The sequence below is a fragment of the Leptothoe sp. EHU-05/26/07-4 genome, assembly GCF_043421015.1.
Lineage (GTDB): Bacteria > Cyanobacteriota > Cyanobacteriia > Phormidesmidales > Phormidesmidaceae > Leptothoe > Leptothoe turfae.
Map to the genome: position 1 here is coordinate 557,586 of NZ_JAXSQV010000004.1, position 22,707 is coordinate 580,292.

At 49.0% G+C, this 22,707-nt stretch carries 19 protein-coding genes; 6 read left to right on the plus strand and 13 right to left on the minus strand.

Annotated elements, in window-relative coordinates:
• Positions 1–12 precede the first annotated feature (12 nt).
• Together sufB and U2F10_RS15485 are read right to left on the minus strand one after the other, a co-directional pair.
• On the minus strand, positions 13–1,452 hold the full coding sequence (sufB, locus tag U2F10_RS15480; RefSeq protein WP_163670309.1) for a Fe-S cluster assembly protein SufB: 1,440 nt from the start codon (positions 1,450–1,452) through the stop codon (positions 13–15).
• 131 nt (positions 1,453–1,583) lie between these two features.
• Positions 1,584–1,943: a ferredoxin-thioredoxin reductase catalytic domain-containing protein gene (locus U2F10_RS15485; protein ID WP_163670311.1), complete on the minus strand. Its 360-nt coding sequence runs from the start codon at positions 1,941–1,943 to the stop codon at positions 1,584–1,586.
• 179 nt (positions 1,944–2,122) lie between these two features.
• Here U2F10_RS15485 and sufR point away from each other — a divergent pair, with 179 nt between their 5' ends.
• From sufR to U2F10_RS15500, 3 genes are all read left to right on the plus strand, one after another.
• Positions 2,123–2,755, plus strand: a complete 633-nt coding sequence (gene sufR, locus U2F10_RS15490; RefSeq protein WP_006515512.1) for an iron-sulfur cluster biosynthesis transcriptional regulator SufR — start codon at positions 2,123–2,125, stop codon at positions 2,753–2,755.
• A gap of 79 nt (positions 2,756–2,834) precedes the next feature.
• Entirely contained in the window at positions 2,835–3,119 is a 285-nt protein-coding gene (locus U2F10_RS15495; RefSeq protein ID WP_499061694.1) for an NDH complex assembly factor CRR9, read from the plus strand.
• Between the two features lie 348 nt (positions 3,120–3,467).
• Complete coding sequence (locus tag U2F10_RS15500; protein WP_163670315.1) at positions 3,468–3,854, plus strand: tetratricopeptide repeat protein; 387 nt, start codon at positions 3,468–3,470, stop codon at positions 3,852–3,854.
• Between the two features lie 14 nt (positions 3,855–3,868).
• Here U2F10_RS15500 and U2F10_RS15505 read toward each other — a convergent pair whose 3' ends face one another.
• The 6 genes from U2F10_RS15505 to U2F10_RS15530 all read right to left on the minus strand — a co-directional run bounded on the left by U2F10_RS15505 (position 3,869) and on the right by U2F10_RS15530 (position 13,904).
• Positions 3,869–5,053 (minus strand): pentapeptide repeat-containing protein, encoded by a 1,185-nt coding sequence (locus U2F10_RS15505; RefSeq protein WP_499872638.1) that lies wholly within the window; start codon positions 5,051–5,053, stop codon positions 3,869–3,871.
• Between the two features lie 316 nt (positions 5,054–5,369).
• Positions 5,370–7,139, minus strand: a complete 1,770-nt coding sequence (locus tag U2F10_RS15510; RefSeq protein ID WP_163699307.1) for an ABC transporter substrate-binding protein — start codon at positions 7,137–7,139, stop codon at positions 5,370–5,372.
• A gap of 95 nt (positions 7,140–7,234) precedes the next feature.
• Complete coding sequence (locus U2F10_RS15515; RefSeq protein ID WP_499872640.1) at positions 7,235–8,713, minus strand: DUF2330 domain-containing protein; 1,479 nt, start codon at positions 8,711–8,713, stop codon at positions 7,235–7,237.
• Between the two features lie 450 nt (positions 8,714–9,163).
• Positions 9,164–10,042 carry an RnfABCDGE type electron transport complex subunit D gene (locus U2F10_RS15520; protein WP_499872642.1) on the minus strand — a complete coding sequence of 293 codons (879 nt, stop codon included), beginning with the start codon at positions 10,040–10,042 and terminating at the stop codon, positions 9,164–9,166.
• Positions 10,043–10,289: 247 nt separating this feature from the next.
• The gene (locus U2F10_RS15525; RefSeq protein WP_499872644.1) at positions 10,290–11,015 is read right to left on the minus strand and encodes an ATP-binding protein; all 726 of its coding nucleotides are present in this window, start codon (positions 11,013–11,015) and stop codon (positions 10,290–10,292) included.
• Between the two features lie 354 nt (positions 11,016–11,369).
• Positions 11,370–13,904, minus strand: coding sequence for a glycoside hydrolase family 3 protein (locus U2F10_RS15530; protein ID WP_499872646.1), 2,535 nt, complete (start codon positions 13,902–13,904; stop codon positions 11,370–11,372).
• A 184-nt stretch (positions 13,905–14,088) separates the two neighbouring features.
• Between U2F10_RS15530 and U2F10_RS15535 the strand changes: the two genes are divergently transcribed.
• Positions 14,089–14,619 carry a type III secretion system chaperone gene (locus tag U2F10_RS15535; RefSeq protein ID WP_490793332.1) on the plus strand — a complete coding sequence of 177 codons (531 nt, stop codon included), beginning with the start codon at positions 14,089–14,091 and terminating at the stop codon, positions 14,617–14,619.
• Positions 14,620–14,621: 2 nt separating this feature from the next.
• Here the strand turns inward: U2F10_RS15535 and U2F10_RS15540 are convergent, their stop codons facing one another.
• The 4 genes from U2F10_RS15540 to U2F10_RS15555 all read right to left on the minus strand — a co-directional run bounded on the left by U2F10_RS15540 (position 14,622) and on the right by U2F10_RS15555 (position 19,689).
• Entirely contained in the window at positions 14,622–15,803 is a 1,182-nt protein-coding gene (locus tag U2F10_RS15540; protein ID WP_499061700.1) for an RtcB family protein, read from the minus strand.
• Positions 15,804–16,178: 375 nt separating this feature from the next.
• On the minus strand, positions 16,179–16,664 hold the full coding sequence (locus tag U2F10_RS15545) for a DUF29 domain-containing protein (protein ID WP_163670346.1): 486 nt from the start codon (positions 16,662–16,664) through the stop codon (positions 16,179–16,181).
• A gap of 44 nt (positions 16,665–16,708) precedes the next feature.
• Complete coding sequence (locus U2F10_RS15550; RefSeq protein WP_499872649.1) at positions 16,709–18,832, minus strand: AAA family ATPase; 2,124 nt, start codon at positions 18,830–18,832, stop codon at positions 16,709–16,711.
• 137 nt (positions 18,833–18,969) lie between these two features.
• Positions 18,970–19,689, minus strand: a complete 720-nt coding sequence (locus tag U2F10_RS15555; RefSeq protein WP_499872651.1) for a Spy/CpxP family protein refolding chaperone — start codon at positions 19,687–19,689, stop codon at positions 18,970–18,972.
• A 235-nt stretch (positions 19,690–19,924) separates the two neighbouring features.
• Here U2F10_RS15555 and U2F10_RS15560 point away from each other — a divergent pair, with 235 nt between their 5' ends.
• Both U2F10_RS15560 and U2F10_RS15565 read left to right on the plus strand, forming a co-directional pair.
• Positions 19,925–21,163 (plus strand): sensor histidine kinase, encoded by a 1,239-nt coding sequence (locus U2F10_RS15560; RefSeq protein WP_163670352.1) that lies wholly within the window; start codon positions 19,925–19,927, stop codon positions 21,161–21,163.
• Between the two features lie 51 nt (positions 21,164–21,214).
• Positions 21,215–21,898 (plus strand): response regulator, encoded by a 684-nt coding sequence (locus U2F10_RS15565; protein ID WP_499061704.1) that lies wholly within the window; start codon positions 21,215–21,217, stop codon positions 21,896–21,898.
• A 20-nt stretch (positions 21,899–21,918) separates the two neighbouring features.
• On the opposite strand, the gene U2F10_RS15570 is transcribed toward U2F10_RS15565, so the two are convergent.
• Positions 21,919–22,635, minus strand: a complete 717-nt coding sequence (locus tag U2F10_RS15570) for a hypothetical protein (RefSeq protein ID WP_163670356.1) — start codon at positions 22,633–22,635, stop codon at positions 21,919–21,921.
• Positions 22,636–22,707 lie beyond the last annotated feature (72 nt).

The window sequence follows — 22,707 nt, forward strand, 5'->3', positions numbered from 1 at the left end:
TAGATTCAGGCGTTAGCCAACAGAATTTTCCAACTTAAGGGCCAGTAGCTTATCAGCTTCAGCTGCAAACTCCATGGGTAGTTTGTTAAACACATCGCGGCAGAAGCCACTGATGATCATAGAAACCGCATCTTCAGGAGAAATGCCGCGCTGGGCAAAGTAGAATAGCTGGTCCTCACCAATTTTCGAAGTAGAGGCTTCATGCTCTACCTGACCAGTGTTGTTCTGGACTTGAATGTAGGGATAGGTATTGGCGTTAGAGGTATCGCCAAGCAGCATGGAATCACACTGAGAATAGTTACGGGCGTTCTCAGCTTTGGGGCCTACCTTGACAAGACCGCGATAGCTATTTTTGGAATTTCCCGCAGAGATTCCTTTGGAAATAATCGTGCTGCGAGTATTTTTACCCACATGGATCATCTTCGTGCCCGTATCGGCTTGCTGCATATTGTTAGTCAGCGCTACCGAATAAAATTCACCGACAGAATTATCACCCACCAGTACACAGCTGGGGTACTTCCAGGTGATTGCTGAACCGGTTTCTACCTGAGTCCAGGAGATTTTAGAATTCTTACCCGAGCACAGGCCTCGCTTGGTGACAAAGTTGTAAATACCACCTTTGCCATCTTTATCACCAGCAAACCAGTTCTGCACTGTGGAGTAGTTAATCTTGGCATCATCCAAGGTAACTAGCTCAACCACAGCCGCATGTAGCTGATTGCTGTCATACATGGGGGCGGTACAGCCCTCTAAGTAGGTGACGGAACTGCCCTTGTCCGCAATCACCAGTGTGCGCTCAAACTGACCTGAATCTCCATTATTGATCCGGAAATAGGTGGACAAATCCATTGGACACTGAGTGTTTTCAGGGATGTAAACAAAGGAGCCATCACTGAAAACGGCTGAGTTTAGGGCTGTGAAGTAGTTATCGGCTGACGGTACAACGCTGCCTAAATACTTCTTAACTAAATCTGGGTACTCCTGTACAGCTTCAGATATAGAGCAGAAAATAATGCCGTGCTCTGCCAGTTCTTCTTTAAATGTGGTTGCGATAGAAACGCTGTCAAAGACAGCATCAACTGCCACATTGGTTAAGCGCTTCTGCTCTGACAGAGGCAGGCCGAGCTTTTCAAAGGTAGCCAGAATTTCTGGATCTACCTCATCCAAACTTTTCAGCTTTTCACTTTGCTTGGGGGCTGAATAGTAGATGATGTCCTGATAGTCGATGGGCTTGTAATTGACGTTAGGCCAAGTAGGCTCTGTCATTTTTAGCCACTGCCGGTAGGCCTTGAGTCGAAACTCAAGCATGAAGTCCGGCTCGTTCTTTTTCTCTGAAATCAAACGAATAATATCTTCACTCAATCCACGGGGGATGACATCGGATTCTACGTCAGTGACAAATCCGTACTTGTAAGGTTGGCTAACAACGGATTGAACGCTACTAGTGCTCATGGTTTAACCGAGAAGGTTGGGAGGGGCGATTGAACGAAATCTGGAAGTTTATCGGGGTCGGAATGGCAGGACTAAAGTGGAATGACCAGGGTGACAGAAATCGGCCTTAGACCACAATAGCTGTCTAATGTCTAATATTTATTCGTCTCTGTACGAATACGATCAAAGGAAATTTCCTGATCCTTACCAGCGAAGTCATTGTCTTCCGTTAAGAACAGCATGCAATGGCATTCTCTGCGTTCCTGCATGGGAACACAAGGACAATTCCAATAGGTGCTCTTGACTTCGGCTTCCTTATCTTCATAGTGGCGACAGGGACACAGGGGAGAGCCAAAATCGTCTTTATGCTTTGCCAAACCCTCAAGCACTACGGAAGTCACACCAAGGTCAGCACAAAAATAAGTGCCAGTGCGTTTGGCATAGCTTTGGGCAAAATTCCGCATCAGCTCAAGGTTTTTTTCTGTGGCCTGGGTCGGCTTACTTATGCTCATGGGTGAATGGGGATGCTGAGACAACCAGATGATTCTATAATTAAACAACACATAGGTTGCTTAACTCTTTTTAAAGAGTAATAGAGTTAGCAGACTTTAGCAACATATATGTTGCTAAAGTGGGATCAGATCAGGTTTACTGTTTACAGTCTGTAATATTGCGATCGAAACTTCAGGCCATGAAGTCAGTGCAGCCATCCACAAAGGACGATATACTCCAGTTTTTAATGAAGGCGGGTCAAGCGACAGCGCAGACTCTAGCTGAAAATTTAAGTGTGAGCCCCCAAGCCATTCGTCGTCACCTTAAAGATTTGCAAGCCGAGGAGCTAGTTGAGCACCAGGCAATGCAGTCAGGTATGGGACGTCCCAACTATATCTATCAACTCAGTTCCAAAGGGCGTGATCAGTTTCCATCTCAGTACGATCAGTTTGCAGTTTCCCTACTCGATACATTGACCGACACCGTCGGTTCTGAGCAGGTGGGCGTGATCTTGAAGCAGCAGTGGCAGCGCAAGGCTCAGCACTACTTTGAAATCATCGGTACTGGCTCATTACCTGAACGAGTAGAACAACTGGTAGAACTTCGCCAGGCGGAAGGCTATATGGCGGAGCTACATCAGGGCGACGACGAAAACACCTATATCGTCGCCGAATATAACTGTGCTATTTCCCAGGTGGCAGCGTCCTATCCATCGGTTTGTGGTTATGAGTTAGCCATGTTTGCCGTAGCCCTACCCGATTGCCAGGTTGAGCGTACACATTGGCTAGTACGGGGTGAGAACCTCTGCGCCTATAAGATTCAAAAGAAATAGGGTTTATTTAAATTTAGGGACGTTCCATGGAACGTCCCTAAATTATTGGTGCGCAAGATAATTAACTACCTTGAATTTTATGTTCGATCAAACCCTTCAGTTTTTAACGCCCGAAGAATCTGCTGAGGTAGACAAAGCTCTGCTAACGACACCAGAGAAGTTTCTCACTCGATTAACGCTTTCGACAGCAAAGCTGTTGGCGTTTATAGCTAAGGATATGGATATTTCTGTAGACGAGCTGACCACAGCCCAGATCATCGCCTGGTTTGAAGCAGATTCTAAGCGTAAGCAAGAGCAAGGTATAAATGCCTCGGTTCTGAAGTGGGAGGCCACAAACTTAGAGGATGTAAACCTAGAAAGCTAGCACTATCTGACTTTTCAGGATAGCCACAACGTCATAGCTTTACGAGTTTCTATTAGCATCTGGCCTATTTATAGTAACGGTAAAGGATTTCTCTCAAAGGAAACTGTCCTTAGCTAAGGACAGTCTGGGGTAATAAGACAGATGATTTGAAGCGTTTGCTGTAGGTGGATGTTTTAGGGATAAACGGCATTCTTGCTATGGATGCTGTTTATCAAGAAAACCCGCCCAGCATAGCGATTGTGTTATGCGAGGAATCTCCATGGGCTTTGGTTGTTCATGGAGGTCAGGTTTCTATGGCATGCGTTTCAGTCTGGCTGCTGTGTGAAGGATTATGGAATTTGAGTGAATATGATGATGCTATTTGATCGGGGCAATCGTTCAGCAGATAACCTTTATTTAGACGCTCGTAAGCGATGGACCAGAGTTGTGAGTCTCAGCATTCATGACAGTGAAGACATGCTGCATTCAGTGGAAAGATTGCTACAAAAAGCTAGACGACAAAATTCTCGTCACGTTCCATCACTGGTGTTACTGAGTGATGTGTTGATGGCGCTTGGGTCTACGCAGAATGCCATGGAGATTGTGGACTCGCTCATTGCCATTGAGCCAGGTAATGATACTCACGTTCAAAAAAAGGCCTTGCTTGAGCGGCTACAGGTGACTGCTAATTATGACAATCGTGAGGCTATATGGGAGTTTATTGAAGCTCGATGGACCCAAACTAGTGATTGGTAAGGGGGCTAAGCTACCTACTCGTGGATGTTGCCGTTGGGCATAATCGTGCCCGTTAACCTGGCGGCTGTCAGTTTGACCATGATTTTATCGCCATAGCCGATAATGGCTCCACTGAGGTCAGCCCCACTGAGGTCAGCCCCACTGAGGTCGGCCCCAATCAGGTTGGCCTCTCGGAGGTTGGCGTGACTGAGGTTAGCTTGTAGTAAGTTTGCGCGGAAAAGTTTTGCTTTGTGTAAATTTGCCTGGTTAAGGTTGACCTTATGTAAAAAAGTATCGCTAAGGTCAGCCCCTTCTAAATTCGACTTGCTGAGATTTCTACCTGAGAAATCTTTTTCCTTAAGATTGGCCCCTTTAAAGTCAGACCCTTCCAAATCGGTATCGGGTTTCTTGCGGGTCGGTGAATTTTGAGGCGGCGAATAGGTGGGTTGAGGGGCTCGGTAGATGTAATCTGCGTAGCTATTGTCGTTGGTAGGTCGATAGGCCGAACTGTAAGGCGAACTGTAAGGCGAACTGCGTCCATTATTAGATGCGCTGCTGCGGTCATTGCTGCTGCTACTGCTCGCGGCAGCGCCATTGGTCGCAGCACCATTAGCAGAGTCATGACTTCTAGCCGAGCTGTTTGAGCCGTTGGTAGAACCACCAGCTGTGCTATACCCATTGGATGAGGCTGGATTGGTAGTAGACGGCTTGGGCGCTGTAAAGCCGTTAGAGTTAGAGCCATTAGAAGTATGTGTGGGTCGGTTGCTACTGGCTGACCTATAACCATTCGTGGCTCGGTTGCTATTTTGGGCAGATGGACCACCATTTCTTGCGCTAGCGCCATTGCTCCTATGGTTGGCATACCCGGCTGCTGCGGTGTCGTTTGTTGACCCATTGCCGTTGCTAGAACTGTAGGGATGGGTATACCGGGTTTGGCTATAGGAACGGTAGCGGTGGCTGCCGTAACGTTCAGGGTTGTATTTATTGTTGGATTTAGAGGCTGTTGTTGTGCCGTGACGCAGATGCTGTTTGAGACGGCTACGAGCGTCATTAAGACGTTTGAGTTTGTCTTGGGCTTTATCGCGTAGCCGTGTGTTATCGGCTGGAATCCGATCAGGATGCCAGATAAAGACCAGGTCTTTGTAAGCCTGGTTTACGTCTGAGAGTGAAGCACCGGGCTCTAACTCCAGTACGGTATAGGCTTTCGCGATATCGTCCATAGGTAGAGTTATAACAACGGTGATGGAACGGCGAGTCGATTAAAACAAGAAATTTGTTTGTTCAGAAGGCGCTGCCGTACAATCGCCAGTCTAAATATGCTGGAAAATGATGAACCTATCAATCGGTTCACTAATGCATGGGGAGTCTTTAAGGGTATTAACTCAATTTCAAAACCGTATCTAAAAATGCAACTTTTATATTAAAAGTCTAATGTACGCCGATTATGCCTGGCGTTTTAATGACTGGCCTTAGAACCTCCAATTCCTTTAAGGCTCCGTTGCAATTCCTTATTAAAAAAGACTATTTAGTAACAAACTACTGTTCAGCTAGGCTCAGTTCGTAAATATTCCATAATGCTCCCAGGGGAGAGTATTTCACATTTTGGACCTTGTTGCGAATGGCTGCCATGGAGTACTGATTGATCAGGTAGATAAACGGCAGCTGCTCTTGAACAATACGCTGAGCTTCCACATAGATTTCGCGGCGTTTGGCTTCATCCAGTTCCTGGGCTCCTTTGATATAGAGCTGACCGATTCTTGCTTCCCAGTCGGCCACTTCACGACCTTCAATGGGGTCTTGACCTGGCAGTGGTTTTTGGTTAAATGCATGCAGGCCACCGTCTGGGTTCCATACGTTGGAGCCACCATTGGGTTCGAGTCCACCGACCAAGCTAATCATGTGGCATTCCCAATCAAGACTATCCCCTAGCTTTTCCACCAAGGAGCCCCAGCTGACGGGGTTAAAGTCCACAGTTATGCCAATTTTGCTCAGATCCTGTTTAATTTGAGCGCCGATGGCTTCGCGCACCTTATTGCCAGCATTGGTAATCAGGGTAAACCGCACCTGGTTACCGTCGGCATCCTGTAGTTGACCGTTGGCATCATATTGAAACCCAGCGGATAGCAGCAGGTCTTTAGCTTTTTCCAAGTTATAGTCATAGGCCCGAACACCATCTTCTTCAGGGCTTGCAGAATAAGGACTTAGGGGAAAAATAGATGAATTTTGCAGAACACCCAGCCCCTGATAGATGTTGTTTAACATCGTCGGTCGATCAATGGCGTAGGCCACAGCCTGTCGAAATTCTAGGGCATTAAACCAACGGGACTTGACGGGATCGACTAACGGCTTACCATCGCGGGAGCCTTTATTCAGGTTGAACGATATGAATAGGCTGCTGGGGGCCGGACCACCGTTATAGATGGTGAAATCACCCCGCTCTTCCTCGCGCTTGAGCAATGAGAAGTTATCGGGTTTGACGCCGGTTAAATCTAAACCGCCGGAGCGAAATTGTACGAATTCACTATCCTGGGACTCTACTACCTGCCAGATGACTTCCTGCAAATAGGGTTGAGGCTGACCCTGGTCATCTGTGCGCCAATAGTAGGGGTTGCGCTCAAAGACGACGCGCTCACCCGGAGTAAAGGCCTTGAGCATATAAGGTCCATTACAGACAATTTCATTGGGCGCTGTGCTGGTGCCCCAGGTGGATAAAAATAACGGGTTGCCTTCGGCATCTGTTTGGGTGATGGAGTTGGCCAGGGCGTGCTTCGGCAGAATACTGACCCCAGTGTTTCGTAAGAAAGGGGCAAAAGGTTCAGGTACTTCAAACTTAACCTGGCGCTCGTTCAGCTTGATCACCTTGGGCAATTTGCCTTCTTCTCCAATGCGGAGGACATCGCGAATTTGCGTGGGAATGGTGTCATTTAGAAAAACGTCATTGTAGGTAAAAATGACATCGTCAACGGTGAGGGGTTCGCCGTCGGACCATTTTAGGTTTTCCCGTAGGGTATAGGTCAGGGCAAGACCATTGTTGGAAAATTCCCACGACTCAGCGAGTTCTGGTTCAATTTCGCCAGTTTCGTAGTTTTCGGCGATCAGTCCTTTGTAGGTCATTCCAAAAATATTGGGGCGTTCGCTGTTAAGGGCGTAGTTAAAGGTTTTGGGATCGCTGAGGATGCTATAAACCAACCGTGATGATTCAATGTCTCTGGCTTTGAAGTTATCTATGGAGCAGCTTGCGATCGCAACCACCATCACCAAGCTCATCAGCAAGTAGAGCCACTTGCGCAACATACGAAAGGACATAGGACTATCCAGAACCAAGTCCTAGCTATTCTAGCGATTCATGCCCACCGATACATGCCATTGTCGGCTGGTCGCTGTGGGCATGGTCCACCTTGCTAACTTTTGGGATATCGGATTAGCCAGGGGGATGGTATTGGTTGAGGGACTTCGTCGCTAATGCGCTGACGAATCGTTTGGATATCCCGACCGGTAAGGCGAGCTAAATTTTGGGACTCCCGCTCAAAGCGAGCCATGAGGTTACGTACATAGGCCCGCCCACGGTCTTGGGCATCGTCAACAATTTTGCGGTAGTCTTCACCGGTCCATGCTTCCAACTCACGACGAGCCTCGACATTGGGGTACTCCTCCCGTAGGCGAGCTGGGCAATCGAGACTGCCGGTAAAGGCATGGCGAGTGACATAGCGCCCCTGGAAAAACTGCCGATTAGATGTAGTTTGAAACATCAGATCTTCCGGAAACTTATCGCGGTTGTAACGCACGTGGAGCCGGGAAATAAATATAGAAGGTGCTGCTGGTCTTGGCGGAGTGCCAATATTGGGAGACGGACGTCGCTGGTTCGCGCCTTGGCTGAGCCAGGTGACACCGGCTGCCTCTAGTTCAGACAGATTCAATACCGGAGCCGAGCATGGATCACAGCTGCGCATATCCCAGGCATATTCAAGAAACGCCACATTTTTATTTTCCTGCTCATAGCGCCGCTGAAACATCTCTGGATAAACATTGCCAAAGTCGTTCTGCACAAATAGAGGCAGGTCAACATCAGTGGGAATATTCACCGTGCGATAGTTCGTCAGCTCAATACGTCCTTCTGGAGAAAGAAGATAGACCAGCAGATCCTGATCACCATCGGCGTTCAGCATGCCCAGCCGTATCGGCAGCATAAATTTTGGTGAATCATAGCTGATTTGTAGCGGTCTCAAAGATTGATATCCACTGCTATCAAACTCCTGCAAATTGACCTTAGCCACAAAGAACTTCATGCCCTGACGAATGTAAGGGGCCAATACCTGGCTAGCGCCGTCGGGTAGCTGATATTGATTTTGTCTAAGCCAGGTTTCTAGTCCATCCGATTCACGGGCACTGAGAATTAAAATGTCATATTCCCCAACGGAAAATTGTTCCTCAATGGTGACACCTAAAGCTGCTGACGATCGGGGTGATGGGGCTGCCGAGGGAGGGGCACCATCGGCAAATCGCAGTGATTCTTCAGCTTCCAAACGGTACATAATTTCGCAAGGATCACTGTCGAAATATTCCACCAGACGCGGTGCACTGAAGGCATCAAGGCGGTCGAGCACCACTTTTTCGGCCACGTCCACCTGGTCTTCAGTAATGATGGTGGGCACAGGCACCACCAGGGCAAAGTCGCTTACCTCACCCTGATAGTCGTTACCCATGGTCAATACAGTGTGGTTCCCATCGCGGGCAATGGCGACCTGAGAGGCTTTGTTGTAAAGGCTAGTATCGGCCTTGGCAACATAAAAGCCACAGAAGGCGTGGGCAGGTTGGGGATGGATGATGAATGTGCCAATGGCAATCATCACCATCATGGCTATGCGCAACAAACTAGTCATACAGGGTTCCTTCACTAAAAACGGAAAATAGAGAGATAATGCAGTCCTTAATGCGAAGCCGAAACTCTTTCCCCTCCTGGGCTACGGTGTATACATAAGTCGGAGAGCTAGCTCTAGATTTCGAACCCACTCTGCGAGAAGAGCAAAGCTCTACATCCCCCAACCCCTTACTCCCTGAGGGCTACCGTGTATACATAAGTCGGAGAGTCGCTCCAAATCTCGAGCCCTCATCCCCCAACCCCTTACTCCCTAAGGGAGAAGGGGGGCCTAGCCTCAAAGTCCTTCGCCCCCAGGGAGAAGGATTTAGGATGAGGGCCAATTCAAGGCCAAGCCTACCTTTTGGGACATTAGCTTCTAGATGTGTATACCCTGTAGCCCGAGAGGGGATGGAATTTTTGCTGGTAGATGTTTCTGAACTAATTAGAAGAGTTCTGTTGAGGCATTTTTTGTCTATTTTGCAGACGATATCTCTACTCTCCCAAACTGTTTCCACTCAAATCGAGGAGACTCCCAAAGTTTGTCAAGCATAATTGTTAACGGAGCTAATACAAACAATGCCCAAAAAACTGCTGTAGAGAGATAAAAGTGATTACGTAAAACAAACGTCAGCACAGCAATTGCTAACGCCCAAATTAGTCTGGCTGGTCGGGCATTGGGAATTGACCTTGGATCCGTTACCATAAACAGCGCAAACAACAATAACGAGCCGCTCATCATGCGGTGTGCCCACACATCCCAGGTCCAGCCAAGATATAGATTACGCACTGCTTCTAGTAGGGCATAGCTGGCTAGAAACATGCCGGTGGTGTCCCAGCGGCCTACGCGCTTGAGTACCATGCCTCCAGCACCCATAAAAATTAGGCCGTACCAAATCTCATCCCCCCATTGTCCTGGTGATACCCAAGCGTCATTGGTGAGCGTCAGAGCCGCAATAATGCCAAGATTGGCAGGATTGAAAAAATGTTTGTCGTTAACCTTAAAAAGGAATTTGCTGGCAATGGCAATGCTGGCGGCTAGAGCCATAGTGGCTATGTGGTCTGTCCTTAGCAGTAGGCTGAGACCTAATGCGGTAATCAGTGGACTACGCCAGTTGAATTCAGCTGGAGATATTGTTTGCAGCTGGTTTGATGATGAATTGTGAGACATTAGCCAAGAAAATAACCCCTGGCTCCCCAGCGCTGTGATGATTGCTGTAGCGACGATGGCTGGCTGTAGTGACCAATCGCGCATGGCAACACCTAAAATTAGAAATAAGGCTAAACACAAGATCTGATAATCCCGTGCATCTTTGAAAATGCTCAGCTGAGCTTGAATGGTGGGGATAACCATAGGCCGATTTCCATACAGGCAACTATGGCCGCTAGTATGGCTGATGCTGAGCCCGGATGTCCTCTGAGTTACAAAAAACGAAACGAATTGAATCGCTGAATGACTCACTATGTCTTAGATTCAGAAAGACTACTGTATAGCTGGCTTATTTTTGGCTTAATTCTTGCTCTCTGTCACTCTGGACTAAGGCGTCTGCATGAAAATAATGTGGTTGGTTGTGACGTTCTGTTATAGATATTCAGTTCTGTTAGATAATTGTTTCCATCCCCGCAAGGGGAATTTTAATTCTGCTGGGAGTTAATTGTTGAACCTTTTGGTTGACTAGCGATTCATTGGCTATTTCCGTAGCCGAAAAATTTCTCAGCGTTAACGACTTAACTTTGATATTAAACGGACTGGCTGTATGCAGTCGGGTACTGCCTCCAGAAGCAACTTTATAGTCACGGATATCCCGCACACCAATCAGTGCAATTGACTGGGGAAACCCCAGGGGCCGACGGGGATAGCCATCCCGCAGCTGCCGTAACAGTGAGATTAAAGCTTCATCTTGCAGCGCATCCACCTCATCAATAAATAACACAATGGGGCGCGACGATTTTTTAGCCCACTGACTTAGGGCTTGACCAATACTTGCCCCGTCTTCCCAGACCGGTGGATGCAGCGCTGGCGGTAGCCAAAATGTAGCCGACTCTTGCCATGCGCGTAAAATAGCCGTTTCAGCCTGTAGGGGAGATTGAGCATAGGGGGCTCCCACCTCAGCCGAAACCATCACAGCCGTGTAGCGATCGCTAGCAGTAAGTTGCTGAGCTAAGGCCAGCATAGCGGTAGTTTTACCCGTTTGCCGGGGGGCATGGATAACGAAATACCCCTCTTGGTCAATGACGCGCTCTAGATTGGGCAGTCGCTCGGTTGGTGGCAGTGTGTAATGCTTATCTGGCTTGCAGGGACCAGCTATGTTAAACCAACGCGCCATGGGGAAAACGGTTACAAACGCCGTTATTTTAGCCTGTTGAGCGTTAGATGAGTTTGATTGCTGAAAATGATGAGGTGATATCTCGTTGTCCAGCCTCTTACAACCGTGTTTAGCTTACGTCACTGTGGCAGTCGATCCGCCATAGGGAAAACAGGCTGGAGCTACAGTCCATACTTAATCCCCAACTGGAAATAGCCATTTCCAGTCTTTGGCACTGATTCCGTGCGAGAAGTGAGGGGATGAGCCTGAATGCAACAGCTCGGACCTTGAGGCGTCTGCATGAAAATAATGTACCTCTTTGAGATATGTTTGAGGTTTGCTGTCCCCCTTACGGTTGACTTTCGAGGGTCAACGTTAATCTTTAGGCACTAATCGTATATCCGATAGGCTTAAAGAAAAGGGAGCCTCGGTTTCAAAGCCTAACGCTGTCAGCCTAGCCATATCTGCGCCAGCGTCTACCAGGCTACGTAAACTAATTTCTGTCTGGGTCCATTCTCCCAAAGACTCGGTCATAAATAGCTGAGTCATATCCAAATTAGCGCGACAGTTCTCGCCGCACTCTGCAAATAGTGTGACCGGTGCTTCTGGTAGGGCATCTACCCGATACTGTAGGACCAATGTCATACCATCGTAGTGGGATGCAGCGCTGTAGTCAGTGGCAGGTCCAGTGAGTACTATTGCAGCCTTTTCTTGCCCGTTCCAAATAAACTGTTTTGCATCTTCCTGCGCTACCCGATCAATTGAACGGATGGTGAGCACATTATTTAGCTGAGTGTGTGCATCCACGACTGTACTGGCGGTATCGCCTACAATACCTTGCAGACTCCAGGGTGCCATGGGTCTACCCAATGCAAAAAGAGCATTACTGGTGGTCTGTTCGCTGCCATCTAAACCTGAGAATTCAGGTAGTTGCGGTAGATTGCCATTGTCTTGATAGGTTAACCCATACCCATAGGGAAACAATGGATCGTAATTATCATCACCCCGATTTACTTTGGTCTGAATCGCTGTGCGAGGCCATGAGAAAGAGAGTTTGCCTGTAAAGTCAAAATTGATGTCACCATTGGGTTTGCGAATTAACACATCGGCTATACCCGCTCCCTCCGTGCCCGGTAACCAGGCAGCGACAAATGCCTGGGCAGCATTAATCTCAGGGGTGACCCATAGGGGCCTGCCTGAGAGAAAAACAGCAACTGTGGGAATGCCTGCTGCTTGGAATGTTTCAAGTAATTGAAATTCCTGATCGGAGGCAAAATTTAAGTTGTCTAAATCTCCCTTAAACTCAACATAGGGATTTTCTCCAAAGACCACGATGGCCACATCGGGTGTTTGATCATAGCTGCCATCTGAGCTGAGGATGGCGGTTCCACCACCGGCTTCAACTGTGTTGCGAATGCCTTCCCAGATTGAAGTGCCGTTGGGGAAGTGAGCATTGGTGTTGCCAGTGCCTTCCCATGATAGGGTCCAACCACCGGTCTGCTTGCCGATGGCATCAGCCCCGTCTCCCGTGACTAATACCGTTTGATGGGTCTGTAAAGGTAAAAGATTATCCTGGTTTTTAAGTAGAACAAGAGACTCACGTACGGCCTGTCGTGCTACAGCCTGGTGATTAGGATGCCCCAACAGCGAATAATGACCAGCAAGGGGACGCTCTGAGGGTTTAGGTTTTTCAAACAAACCAAGACGAAATTTTACCCGAAGAATACGGCTTACTGCATCTTCCAGGCGCTCACGAGAAATTTCTCCAGACTTGACTTGTGCCACCGTATTCTGGAGTAGCTGACGCCAGCTGTCTGGAGCCATAAACATATCAATGCCTGCATTAAACGCAGCGGGGCAACTTTTGGTGGAACAGCCTGGAATTTGAGCATGGCCGTTCCAATCGCCCACAATAAAACCGTTAAAGCCCATGCGCTGCTTGAGCACATCGGTTAACAAGGGTCCATGGCCGTGCATGTGCCGACCATGCCAGGCTGAGAATGATGCCATGATAGTTTGTACTCCGGCTTCGAGCGCTGGTGGATAGCCGGCACCGTGATAGTCTCGCAGGTTAGCTTCACTGTCGATGTTGTCGCCCTGGTCTTTTCCGTTATGGGTGCCGCCGTCGCCAATAAAATGTTTAGCTGTGGCCAGAATGTGTTGGTTGCTGAGAAAATCATCGGTGCCCAGTGCCCCTTGGAGGCCTTTGACAATTGTTGTGGCATATTGGGCAACAATCTCAGGTTCTTCGGAATAGCTTTCGTAAGTGCGTCCCCAGCGGTTATCACGGGCAACTGCTAGGGTGGGGGCAAAGGTCCAGTCCATGCCAGTAACAATTACTTCCCGTGCTGTTATCTCGCCAATTTGTTGGATCAGATCTAGATTGCGAGTGGCCCCTAATCCAATATTATGGGGAAAGACAGTGGCTCCAACAATATTGTTGTGGCCATGGATGGCATCTGTGCCCCACAGTATGGGAATAGCCTGACCGCCGTTGCTGGTATCCATGGAGGCTGCATAAAATTCATCAGCGAGGGCTAACCAATCTTCAACTGGGGCTCGAACATTTTCACCAGGAGCTGAGTTTCCACCGTTGAGAACTGAGCCTAGACGATATCGACGCACATCCTCTGGGGTGACATGATCAATATCTGCTTGAATGGTTTGACCCACCATTTCTTCAAGGGTCATTGATGCCATTAATTCATCAATGCGGGCTTCAATCTCAGGTTCTATGGGTGCGCCGCCATGGGTGGTTGGCCAATTTTCTGGAGTAATTTGAGGGGAGGCGCTGCTGTCTATCGATGGCATCCCATTTCCCTTAGCTGCTGTTCTCAAGTATGCAATCAGTGCACTACTGAGTGTGAATACAAACAGTAGGCCAATAAGGGTGACTTTCATATTGATCATAAGAGTTTAAGGGATGGGCTGCCATGGAAGATCGTAAAGTGAATTCTTCTCTGTGTCGGTGTTAAGTACGTTTACTAGGTCTTAGCTTTATGAGCGGCTGTTTAAATCATCAAAACCTTTAGATACTCTCAGGATGGGCTCATTTTGGTTATTTAGCATGGCTGCAACTTTTATAGCTCCAACCATGACTTTAATTCCCCGTACGGCAGCCTTTGTAACGGCTGGTCTGATGGCCACATCTATACCGCTTGTGACGACTGCGGCCTGTGCTCAAACACCAGAGCGGCTGGAGTTGATGACATTGGCTCGTCTAGAGCAAATCCTACAGTCGGAGGTTGATAACGTTGAGGGAGAAAATGGTCAGTGGCAATTTAGGGTTAGCGATCGCACCGTCATTATCCTGGCCGATGCCAATAACGATCGGATGCGGGTATTTAGCCCAGTAATGCCGGTGGAAGACTTGACGGCTCAGCAAGTTCAGGCGATGCTGGCGGCTAACTTCCATACGGCCCTAGATGCCCGTTATGCCGTTACCGATGGCGCTGTGGTTGCTGTATATTTACATCCCTTGAGCACTCTGCAAGGAGACAACTTTCGTTCAGCTCTGCGTCAGGTGGTGAGCTTGGCTGAGACCTTTGGCACATCTTACTCCAGTAATGAGCTGAATTTTGGTCTGCGCCAGCGTCAGCGTCGTAGCAATGTGGAAGAAATTTAGGCTTAGCCTTTGACGCAGATGACTTGTTTGAGGGTGGCGACGACTTCTACCAGGTCCCGCTGGTTAGCCATCACTTCATCAATGGGTTTATAGGCTGCGGGAATTTCGTCGATGACGCCTTTGTCTTTACGGCATTCTACGCCGGCGGTCTGTTCGATCAGGTCGTCCAGGGTATAGGTATCCTTTGCTTTGCTACGGGACATGACGCGACCGGCCCCGTGGCTGCAGGAGCAGTAGCTATCGTGGTTCCCTTTGCCCTTGACGATGTATGACTTGGTGCCCATGGAGCCGGGAATAATGCCATAGTCGGTGGTGCGTGCCCGAACGGCTCCTTTGCGGGTGACGTATACATCTTTGCCAAAGTGTTCTTCTTTTTCGGCATAGTTGTGGTGGCAGTTGACGGCCAATAATGGCTTAAAGGGTTTGCCGCCGCCGAGATGTTTTTCGATGATGTGCTTAAATCGGGCCATCATTTCTTCTCGGTTTTGTAGGGCGTAGGCCTGTGCCCACTGTAGATCGTTCCAGTAGCTACGAAACTCTTCAGTACCGGCGACAAAATAGGAGAGATCGGGATCTGGCAGCTTCTGGTTGGCTAGCTTTTGCAGGTTTTTGGCAGTACTGACATGATTCTTGGCCAGCATGTTGCCGATATTACGGGAGCCGGAATGGAGCATAAGCCAGACGGTGTCTTCGGTATCGATGCACACTTCGATAAAGTGGTTGCCACCACCAAGGGAGCCCATTTGACTCAGGGCTTTCTTTTCTAGATGCTGCACGCCCTTATGTAGGTCTTTAAAGTGACGCCAGCCTTGCCAGTTGTAAACGGATTTGCCAACTTTCTTGTTGCTTTCGAAGCCAGTGGGGATGGTGGCTTCGATTTCTTTACGGATTTTTCTGAGTTTGCCGTCTAGCTTTTTGCTTTTGTAAGGAGTCTGAAGAGCGCACATGCCACAGCCGATATCGACGCCGACGGCAGCGGGGACTAGGGCGTCTTCGGTGGCGACGACGGAGCCGACGAGGGCTCCTTTGCCGAGATGAACGTCGGGCATCAGGGCGACATGTTTGTAGACAAAGGGCAGTGAGGCGACGTTTTTGGCCATTTGGATCTCTTTGGAGCCGAGATCGTGGTTGGCCCAAGAGAGGACGGGTTTGTTGGTTTTGAAGGGGACGGATTGGTAGGGCATGGTGCGATCTTATTCGTGATCTGGGAGGAATGGTGAAGATGTGGGCTGGTTATAGCTTTTGTTGACTGGTTTATAGCGGAGTGGGTTGCTCAGGGCTTTCCCCCCTGAAACCCCCCGATCTGGGGAACTCAACTTCCCCAGGCCCCTCGCATAAGAGGTTTACAGGGGAATAGCTGAAGGTAGTTGCACTGGTTGCCGGTGAGGTGGTTACGCTGCTCCGCGTTCGCTCCACACCGTAAAAAAGAGGTGATCGAAACTTCTTAAATCGGAGGGGGTGTTTACCCCATATCTCTAGTGCGCAAAGTGAATATCTTCGTAGGGGTGCGGCCTTGTGCCCACCCGGCAGTATTGATGGCTGTTATGCAGAATTTTGTGTTAGCTCTTTTCAGGCCAAGCAATAATCTCATCAAGTGTCATTGAATCTAGTGGTTGGAACTTGGTGTCGGGGTATTTGCGTTGGAGTCGTCGTAAGGCTTTGGCTTGCTGGGCGGCAAAGGTTTCTTGTTGTTGGAATCGATAGCGAATGGAGCCGCTGACAATATCATCTAGGCTATCTTGGAATGCTTCGATTTCATCACGCCAGTGTTCAGCTGCTTGATCATCAGGAAAAGCTTGTAATTTAAGGATATGGATGATGATTTGACGGGTTAGGGAGGCAGTTTTGTTAAATTGCTCCCGACCCATATCGCTAATTTCCTCAATTAAGTTTGCTAAGTCTAGATTCCTGAAGTCCTGAGATCGCAATGCCTCGGCTTGATACTCACACCAAGCCATAAAATCAGTGTCGTACAGATTTTCTCGTGGCGCTGAGGCCGCTGAGGCATGCTCTGTTGTAGGTGCTTGATTAGTGGGACTCGACATGGCTATCTCTGGGAGATGGTCTCATTGGCTTGGTGACACTTCTACTACTTGTATACTTCGTTCATCCAGCTTTGGACAAAATCGCGACGTTCAACATCGGTCCAGTTGAGCCAGGTTTCTTGGGTAACTTGACTGGTGACGGCATCGACTAACGGCCAGAAGGCTTCGTCTAGTTCATGTTTAAAGCGCTTGGGTTGGGCATACATAAATTTAGACTTTTTGGGTGTCATCCTGGCTAAGAATTTGGTGCGCAGGTAATAGGGACTCTTTAATTTCAAGGCGAAGCTGCCGTCGCTGGCGAGGCGGATCATAAAGCCTTCGTGTTCAACGTGGTGGGATTTGGAAATGGCGTCGCCAAAGCTACAGAGAAACCAGGTGGGGCGTGGTGTTTGCAGCGTGGTTGCGATCGCATCCAACTCTTTTTCACCCATAAATCCATGGCCTAAAATTCCACCCCCAATCAAGTGAAGGCCATAATCGTCTGGTCCATACTGAATAATATGGGGGTCTTCTGGATGAATCGCTTCCCATAGCAAGGTGGTGTGCCGATTAGCCTTGAGCCAGGCTAAAACGCGACCATAGAGGCCATCTTTGTAAAGCAGTGACTTGGCGTATTCTACATAATCTCCTTGAAACGATCCAGAACAGGTCACAACAACCTGATGGGGATCGTAGGGATGCAAAAATGTGGTGACTAAAAAGCCATTGAGTTTTTCGACGGCAATCACGTCGGTTTCATGGGGTAGAGTGGTGTCTCGTTCTAGATAGTTAAATGTGCGTGGAAAGGGTTGACTGACGGGATTGCCATCCAGCCCGACCACTATGCCACGGGCCAGTTTTAGCTCGGGATAGTCGTCCCAGGCTGAGGGGGTGAAAAAGGCTTTGGAGCTGTACTTATATAGGGTGAGCCAACCTTCATTGACTCGCTTGACTAGCTTTTTCGGCACAAGTGCCTCCATCTGTTTGGCAAAGCTGGGTGGGCATTTGCTGTAGTCAAACTCGCAGGGGACGTCTAGTTGTTCTTGCTCGGGTAAACGCATGGCGGCTAAGGGGCCACCAAATCCGGCTCCTTTTTCTAAGGAGTAGGTGCGTTCGCCTGCTGAGGTGAGGGGAATGTGACCGCGAACGACGGTTAAATGACTGGTCTTGCGAAAAACACCATCGGTGTCGTGATTTTCGCCTAGACGGCAGCGGCCATACACTCGATCGTGGGCGGGTTGTAACACCGGATCAAACCATTCAATATCACCGTGGCACAGCACATAATCGCGGTATCGATAGAACGAGGGTAGGGATTGGATAAACTCTCGGATCCGAGCCTGGTAATCTTGGTCACGCTGCATGGCTTTGTGCAGCGTTCCCCGCGTAGATTTGCTTTTGATGGTATCGCCGCGTAATCCTCGGGCCAGGTTGTTGTCGTGGTTACCCCGCACACAATAGTGGCCCTGACTCACTGCCTGCATAACAATATCCAGGACTTCTAAGGACTGAGGTCCACGGTCTACCAAATCTCCTAAAAAACAAAGTTTGCGCCCTTCAGGATGGATTAGATTCTCGTCATACCCCAGCTTGTGGAGCATGGTCTGGAGGGTGTTGGCCAATCCGTGGATATCACCAATGGCATCTAGCTTGATAGTGTCTGGAATTGTAGGGATTTCCACTGACAATGTGATGTCGCCTTCGGTCAGGATGAAGGGCCATTGGGAGTTGGTTTGGATGCGATCGCAAAACTTAGCCACCACCTGCTCTGGCACCCTACAGCGTCGTTGCTTATTCTGCTGCTGTACCCGCTCCAACGGTGGATTAAAAATCACCACCTGCACAGGTACGCCCAGTTCTTCGGCAATTGTGGCCAGGGGTTTACGTTCTTTATCACTAATCAATGTGGCGTCCACAATGGTGGTTAGCCCCGCCTTTAGCCGCGCTCGAACGACGCTTTCCAGGGTGGAAAAAATCAGTCGGTCGTCGGTGGCTAAGGGACGGTCGGCCACCTGCCCATCCACCAGTGTTTTAGCGGTGCCAAAAAAAGTTTGCCGCAGCGCGTCACTGGATAGGATTAATGCCGATGGCAGGTGCTGACATGCTGTGGACTTGCCTGCTCCAGGGGCTCCTGACAGTAACACTAGACTACCAATTTGAATTGAAACCAGGTTTTTAGAATTATCCATAGTAGTTCTATTCAAGCAATCCCGATGGCATTTCGGCAGATGATACCCAAAAAAAACAAGAAAAAACCAGGAACATAAAGCGTTCCTGGTTGAGGTGTTTCCCTTATTGATTTGTATGCTGATGCACCCTGGAATAACTAGCGAGGGCGACGATTGCCGCGATTGGTTAGTATTTCCTGCAATTGCGCCTTTTGCTCATTGGTCAACACAGCATCGGCTGCGACTCGGGATTCTTCACGAATGACCTGCAGCTCTGCTCGTTGGTCTTCGCTAAGATCGAAGCTGCGCATCGCCTGTCCCCGCTCGCGACCGGTTTTACCCTCCAGTGCTGCCAGTTGCTCCTCCGTCAGAATTGCTTCCACTCGGGTGCGAGCATCTTCCTTAATGGCATCAAGTTCAGCCCGCTGCTCAGTGGTGAGATTCAGTTCTTCTGCAAACTCTTCACGGCGGTTTTTACGACCCTCTATGCGGTTAGCTCGCATGGCCTGGAGCTGAGCCTGTTGCTCATCTGTAAAAACCTCATCAGCAGATGCTCGGGATTCTTCACGAATGGCCTGGAGCTGGGTCCGTTGCTCTTCACTGAGATTGATACTGCGCATGGCCTGTCTGCGATCGCGACCCGTTTGCCCGTCCAGTTCCGCCACCTGGTCCTCAGTCAAGATAGCTTCAATCTGAGTGCGGGCGTTATCTTTAATGGCGTTTAGTTCAGCCTGCTGTTCAGACGTAAGATTCAGCCCTTCTGCCATATTTGGGGAGAACGCATTGGCGTTACTGGCTTTGAGAATAGCTGGGCTGGCTACTAAAGCGGTCAACATCAGGGCCCCGCCACAGCATTGTTTGATGGTTGGAAATTTCATAGGTTTTGTTTGCTTGTTGATGGCCTCATCTTAGCCAAGGGAGATCTTTGATGGCTGCTAGCGAGAGTCATCCGTAAGGAAGGACCGAAGTCATGGGAGAAGTGATGACTTTAGTCACTGGTCCAATAAAGTACCTGTATAAGCTTGAAATTTTGGGTAGGGTTGGGAAAGGGGTAGGGATGTAAGGTAAGCAATAACCACCATCCCGGTGTGTATCTTGAAAGGATTTTTGTCTATGAACCGAGCCATCCAGTTCCAAAATCATCCGTTTCGATTTTTACTCTATCTAGAGTGGGGCTTGCTGGCGGTGTCGATCATGGGGATCCTGACAGCACCACCGCTGCGGGATATGGCTCGTCGTAGCTTACCGAATGTGCCTGTGCGTATGTTTACGCAGTGGCCATTGGTCACGGTGGGTTGCCTGTTGTTATTTGGCTTTTTGGGCCTCTATTTGCCCACCAGAGGCTTTTGGCTGCGATTTGGCCATATTGCCCTGCAAGTGGCATTGATTTTAGTCACATCAGGGCTGATGCTGCGAGGGGCTAGGCTTTTCCCGTTTGTTTATTTGGTTCTGGTCATTCGTAGTTGCTTAATGGTGGGGGTCATGGGTCGGATTGCCGTGACGGCCCTCTCGTTTTTGTTATTTATGACCACACTCAGCCTGAGATTCAGAGGATTTGACGGGCAAATCCCTCGGCATATTCGACAACATTTAGTTGGTAGTCTCCAAATGAACCTGATTGTGTTCTTTGGCCTTTCTCTCGTATTTACATTGTTGTTGGTGAATGCATTGCTCAATGAGAGAACGATTCAAACTCGTTTACAGAAGGCGAATAAAGAGTTAAAGCGCTCTGCATCACAGGTGAAACAGCTAGCAACCGTTCAAGAACGTAGCCGGATTGCTCGTGAGATTCATGATTCGTTAGGTCATTCGTTAACGGCTCTTAATATTCAGTTAGAAGGGGCTCTGAAACTCTCTCAACGAGATCCTCAAAAATCAAAAACTCTTTTAACTGAGGCAAAACGGCTGGGCTCTGTTGCTTTGCAGGATGTCCGCCAGTCTGTGGCAACATTGCGGGATGATGGCCAGTTAAAAGAGTCTCTGCATACAAAGTTAAATGTACTGATTGACACCCTACGCACCAGTGCTGGCATTATCCCTAATATCAATATTCAGCTATTGCAGCCATTGCCTGAAGCAACCAGTATGGCCCTTTATCGCATTGCCCAAGAGGGCATTACTAACATTGTGAAACATGCTGAAGCAACGGCAGTAGAATTCACATTGATCACTGATGAGTCTGGTACGAGACTTTTATTGCGCGACAATGGTCGTGGTTTTGACCTTAGTCAAACATCGACAGGCTTTGGCTTACAGGGGATGCGAGAGCGAGCCCAGGCCATGGGTGGTCGACTTACATTCAATAGTCGACCGGGGGAGGGGTGCGAAATTCGTTTAGTTATTCCGAGCTAGGGGCATCCCTTGTGGTTGCCCTAAACGATAGATACTTATAGCAATACAACAATGACGCAACAAGATTATCAACCTCATGCCATTCCTGTGATGCTGGTGGATGATCAGCAGATTATTCGCCAAGGGTTAAAGACTTTATTAGATTTAGAAGACGACATTGTGATTGTTGGCGATGCCGATAATGGTGAGACAGCATTAACCGTGCTGGGGCAGCTGGAGTCAACGGCTCAGCTGCCGGCAGTGGTGCTGATGGATATGCGCATGCCGGTGATGGATGGGGTGGCGGCAACGGATGCGATCGCATCCCGCTATCCATCAATTCAGGTTCTAGTGCTTACCACCTTTGACGATGACGACCTAATTGCCCAGGCCATGGCCGTCGGTGCCAGGGGTTATTTGCTTAAAGATACCCCGTCTGAAGAACTCGCCCAGGCCATTCGTACCGTGGCTAAGGGCTACAGTCAGTTTGGTCCCGGCATTTTAGAAAAAATATTAGCCGGACAGCAGGACCCTCCAGTAGATGTGCCTGAAGGATTTGATGAGCTGACGCCTCGCGAAAAAGATGTGCTGCGCCTGATTGGCACCGGGGCCAATAATCGGGAAATTGCCGAAGCGTTATTTTTGTCAGAAGGGACGGTGAAAAACCATGTGACTAGGCTTTTAGGGCGTTTGGGCGTTCGCGATCGCACCCAGGCCGCCCTGCTTGCCGCCAAACTATCCTCCAAATTATCGTAGGGGCGTTCCATAGAACGCCCCTACAACATCCATTCCATCCCAATACCTAGTCGACTATCCGTCGCCCCCGGCGCAAACTGCCACTCCACATCCGTTGCCAGCCGTAATCGCTCCGTCAGGCCATAGCCAAACTCCAACTGAGTAATCATCACCGAATCATTTTCCGTAGGACTCACCCAGGTCTGGGTATAGGCAAAATCAGCACCGCCCCCCCGCGATGGCACCACCTTTACCTGAAACCCTACCTGCACACCACTTTCGCTATAGTCCACCGCCTCCACATGGCGATAGCCCAAAATGGGAGCCACATTCACATAGCCACCTAAGGGCAATACGTAATAACGCAGGTGTGCCCCGTAGGCTTCTCGGTCCATATCCCCACCATCAAAATTAGCTACATAATCAGCATTTACCGTCAGCGGTAAATCCCCGACAAAGACATCTTCGACTCCGATGGATAAACCACGCTCATCTTGGCTAGATGGAAATAGCGCGTAGCTTAGCTGTAGCCTTGAGGGAAAGCTGGGCTGATTGCGGATATTGCTAAGCACATCCGGAGTTCCCTGCAACCACTCCTGTAGGACGGGGCTACTATCCACTGTGCCTGGTTCAAGTTCAAACTCAGACTCTATTTGTTCATTAATCGTGGGTTCTGCTAGAGCAACTGGAATAGAAATAAAGCATCCAATAATGACTGGGGCAACTAGTCGGCTGATTCGAGTATAGATATCAGCCATGGTTTATCCAGCCCAAGTTGGTGAGTGCTTGCATCGGCATAATGACTGTGACTGTAAATCTGGTAACGAGTA

Bases quoted from the DNA above. Each gene is read 5' to 3' on its own strand.
- sufB (WP_163670309.1), bottom strand. From the start codon at position 1,452: ATGAGCACTAGTAGCGTTCAATCCGTTGTTAGCCAACCTTACAAGTAC.
- U2F10_RS15485 (WP_163670311.1), bottom strand. From the start codon at position 1,943: ATGAGCATAAGTAAGCCGACCCAGGCCACAGAAAAAAACCTTGAGCTG.
- sufR (WP_006515512.1), top strand. From the start codon at position 2,123: ATGAAGTCAGTGCAGCCATCCACAAAGGACGATATACTCCAGTTTTTA.
- U2F10_RS15495 (WP_499061694.1), top strand. From the start codon at position 2,835: ATGTTCGATCAAACCCTTCAGTTTTTAACGCCCGAAGAATCTGCTGAG.
- U2F10_RS15500 (WP_163670315.1), top strand. From the start codon at position 3,468: ATGATGATGCTATTTGATCGGGGCAATCGTTCAGCAGATAACCTTTAT.
- U2F10_RS15505 (WP_499872638.1), bottom strand. From the start codon at position 5,053: ATGGACGATATCGCGAAAGCCTATACCGTACTGGAGTTAGAGCCCGGT.
- U2F10_RS15510 (WP_163699307.1), bottom strand. From the start codon at position 7,139: ATGTCCTTTCGTATGTTGCGCAAGTGGCTCTACTTGCTGATGAGCTTG.
- U2F10_RS15515 (WP_499872640.1), bottom strand. From the start codon at position 8,713: ATGACTAGTTTGTTGCGCATAGCCATGATGGTGATGATTGCCATTGGC.
- U2F10_RS15520 (WP_499872642.1), bottom strand. From the start codon at position 10,042: ATGGTTATCCCCACCATTCAAGCTCAGCTGAGCATTTTCAAAGATGCA.
- U2F10_RS15525 (WP_499872644.1), bottom strand. From the start codon at position 11,015: ATGGCGCGTTGGTTTAACATAGCTGGTCCCTGCAAGCCAGATAAGCAT.
- U2F10_RS15530 (WP_499872646.1), bottom strand. From the start codon at position 13,904: ATGATCAATATGAAAGTCACCCTTATTGGCCTACTGTTTGTATTCACA.
- U2F10_RS15535 (WP_490793332.1), top strand. From the start codon at position 14,089: ATGACTTTAATTCCCCGTACGGCAGCCTTTGTAACGGCTGGTCTGATG.
- U2F10_RS15540 (WP_499061700.1), bottom strand. From the start codon at position 15,803: ATGCCCTACCAATCCGTCCCCTTCAAAACCAACAAACCCGTCCTCTCT.
- U2F10_RS15545 (WP_163670346.1), bottom strand. From the start codon at position 16,664: ATGTCGAGTCCCACTAATCAAGCACCTACAACAGAGCATGCCTCAGCG.
- U2F10_RS15550 (WP_499872649.1), bottom strand. From the start codon at position 18,832: ATGGATAATTCTAAAAACCTGGTTTCAATTCAAATTGGTAGTCTAGTG.
- U2F10_RS15555 (WP_499872651.1), bottom strand. From the start codon at position 19,689: ATGAAATTTCCAACCATCAAACAATGCTGTGGCGGGGCCCTGATGTTG.
- U2F10_RS15560 (WP_163670352.1), top strand. From the start codon at position 19,925: ATGAACCGAGCCATCCAGTTCCAAAATCATCCGTTTCGATTTTTACTC.
- U2F10_RS15565 (WP_499061704.1), top strand. From the start codon at position 21,215: ATGACGCAACAAGATTATCAACCTCATGCCATTCCTGTGATGCTGGTG.
- U2F10_RS15570 (WP_163670356.1), bottom strand. From the start codon at position 22,635: ATGGCTGATATCTATACTCGAATCAGCCGACTAGTTGCCCCAGTCATT.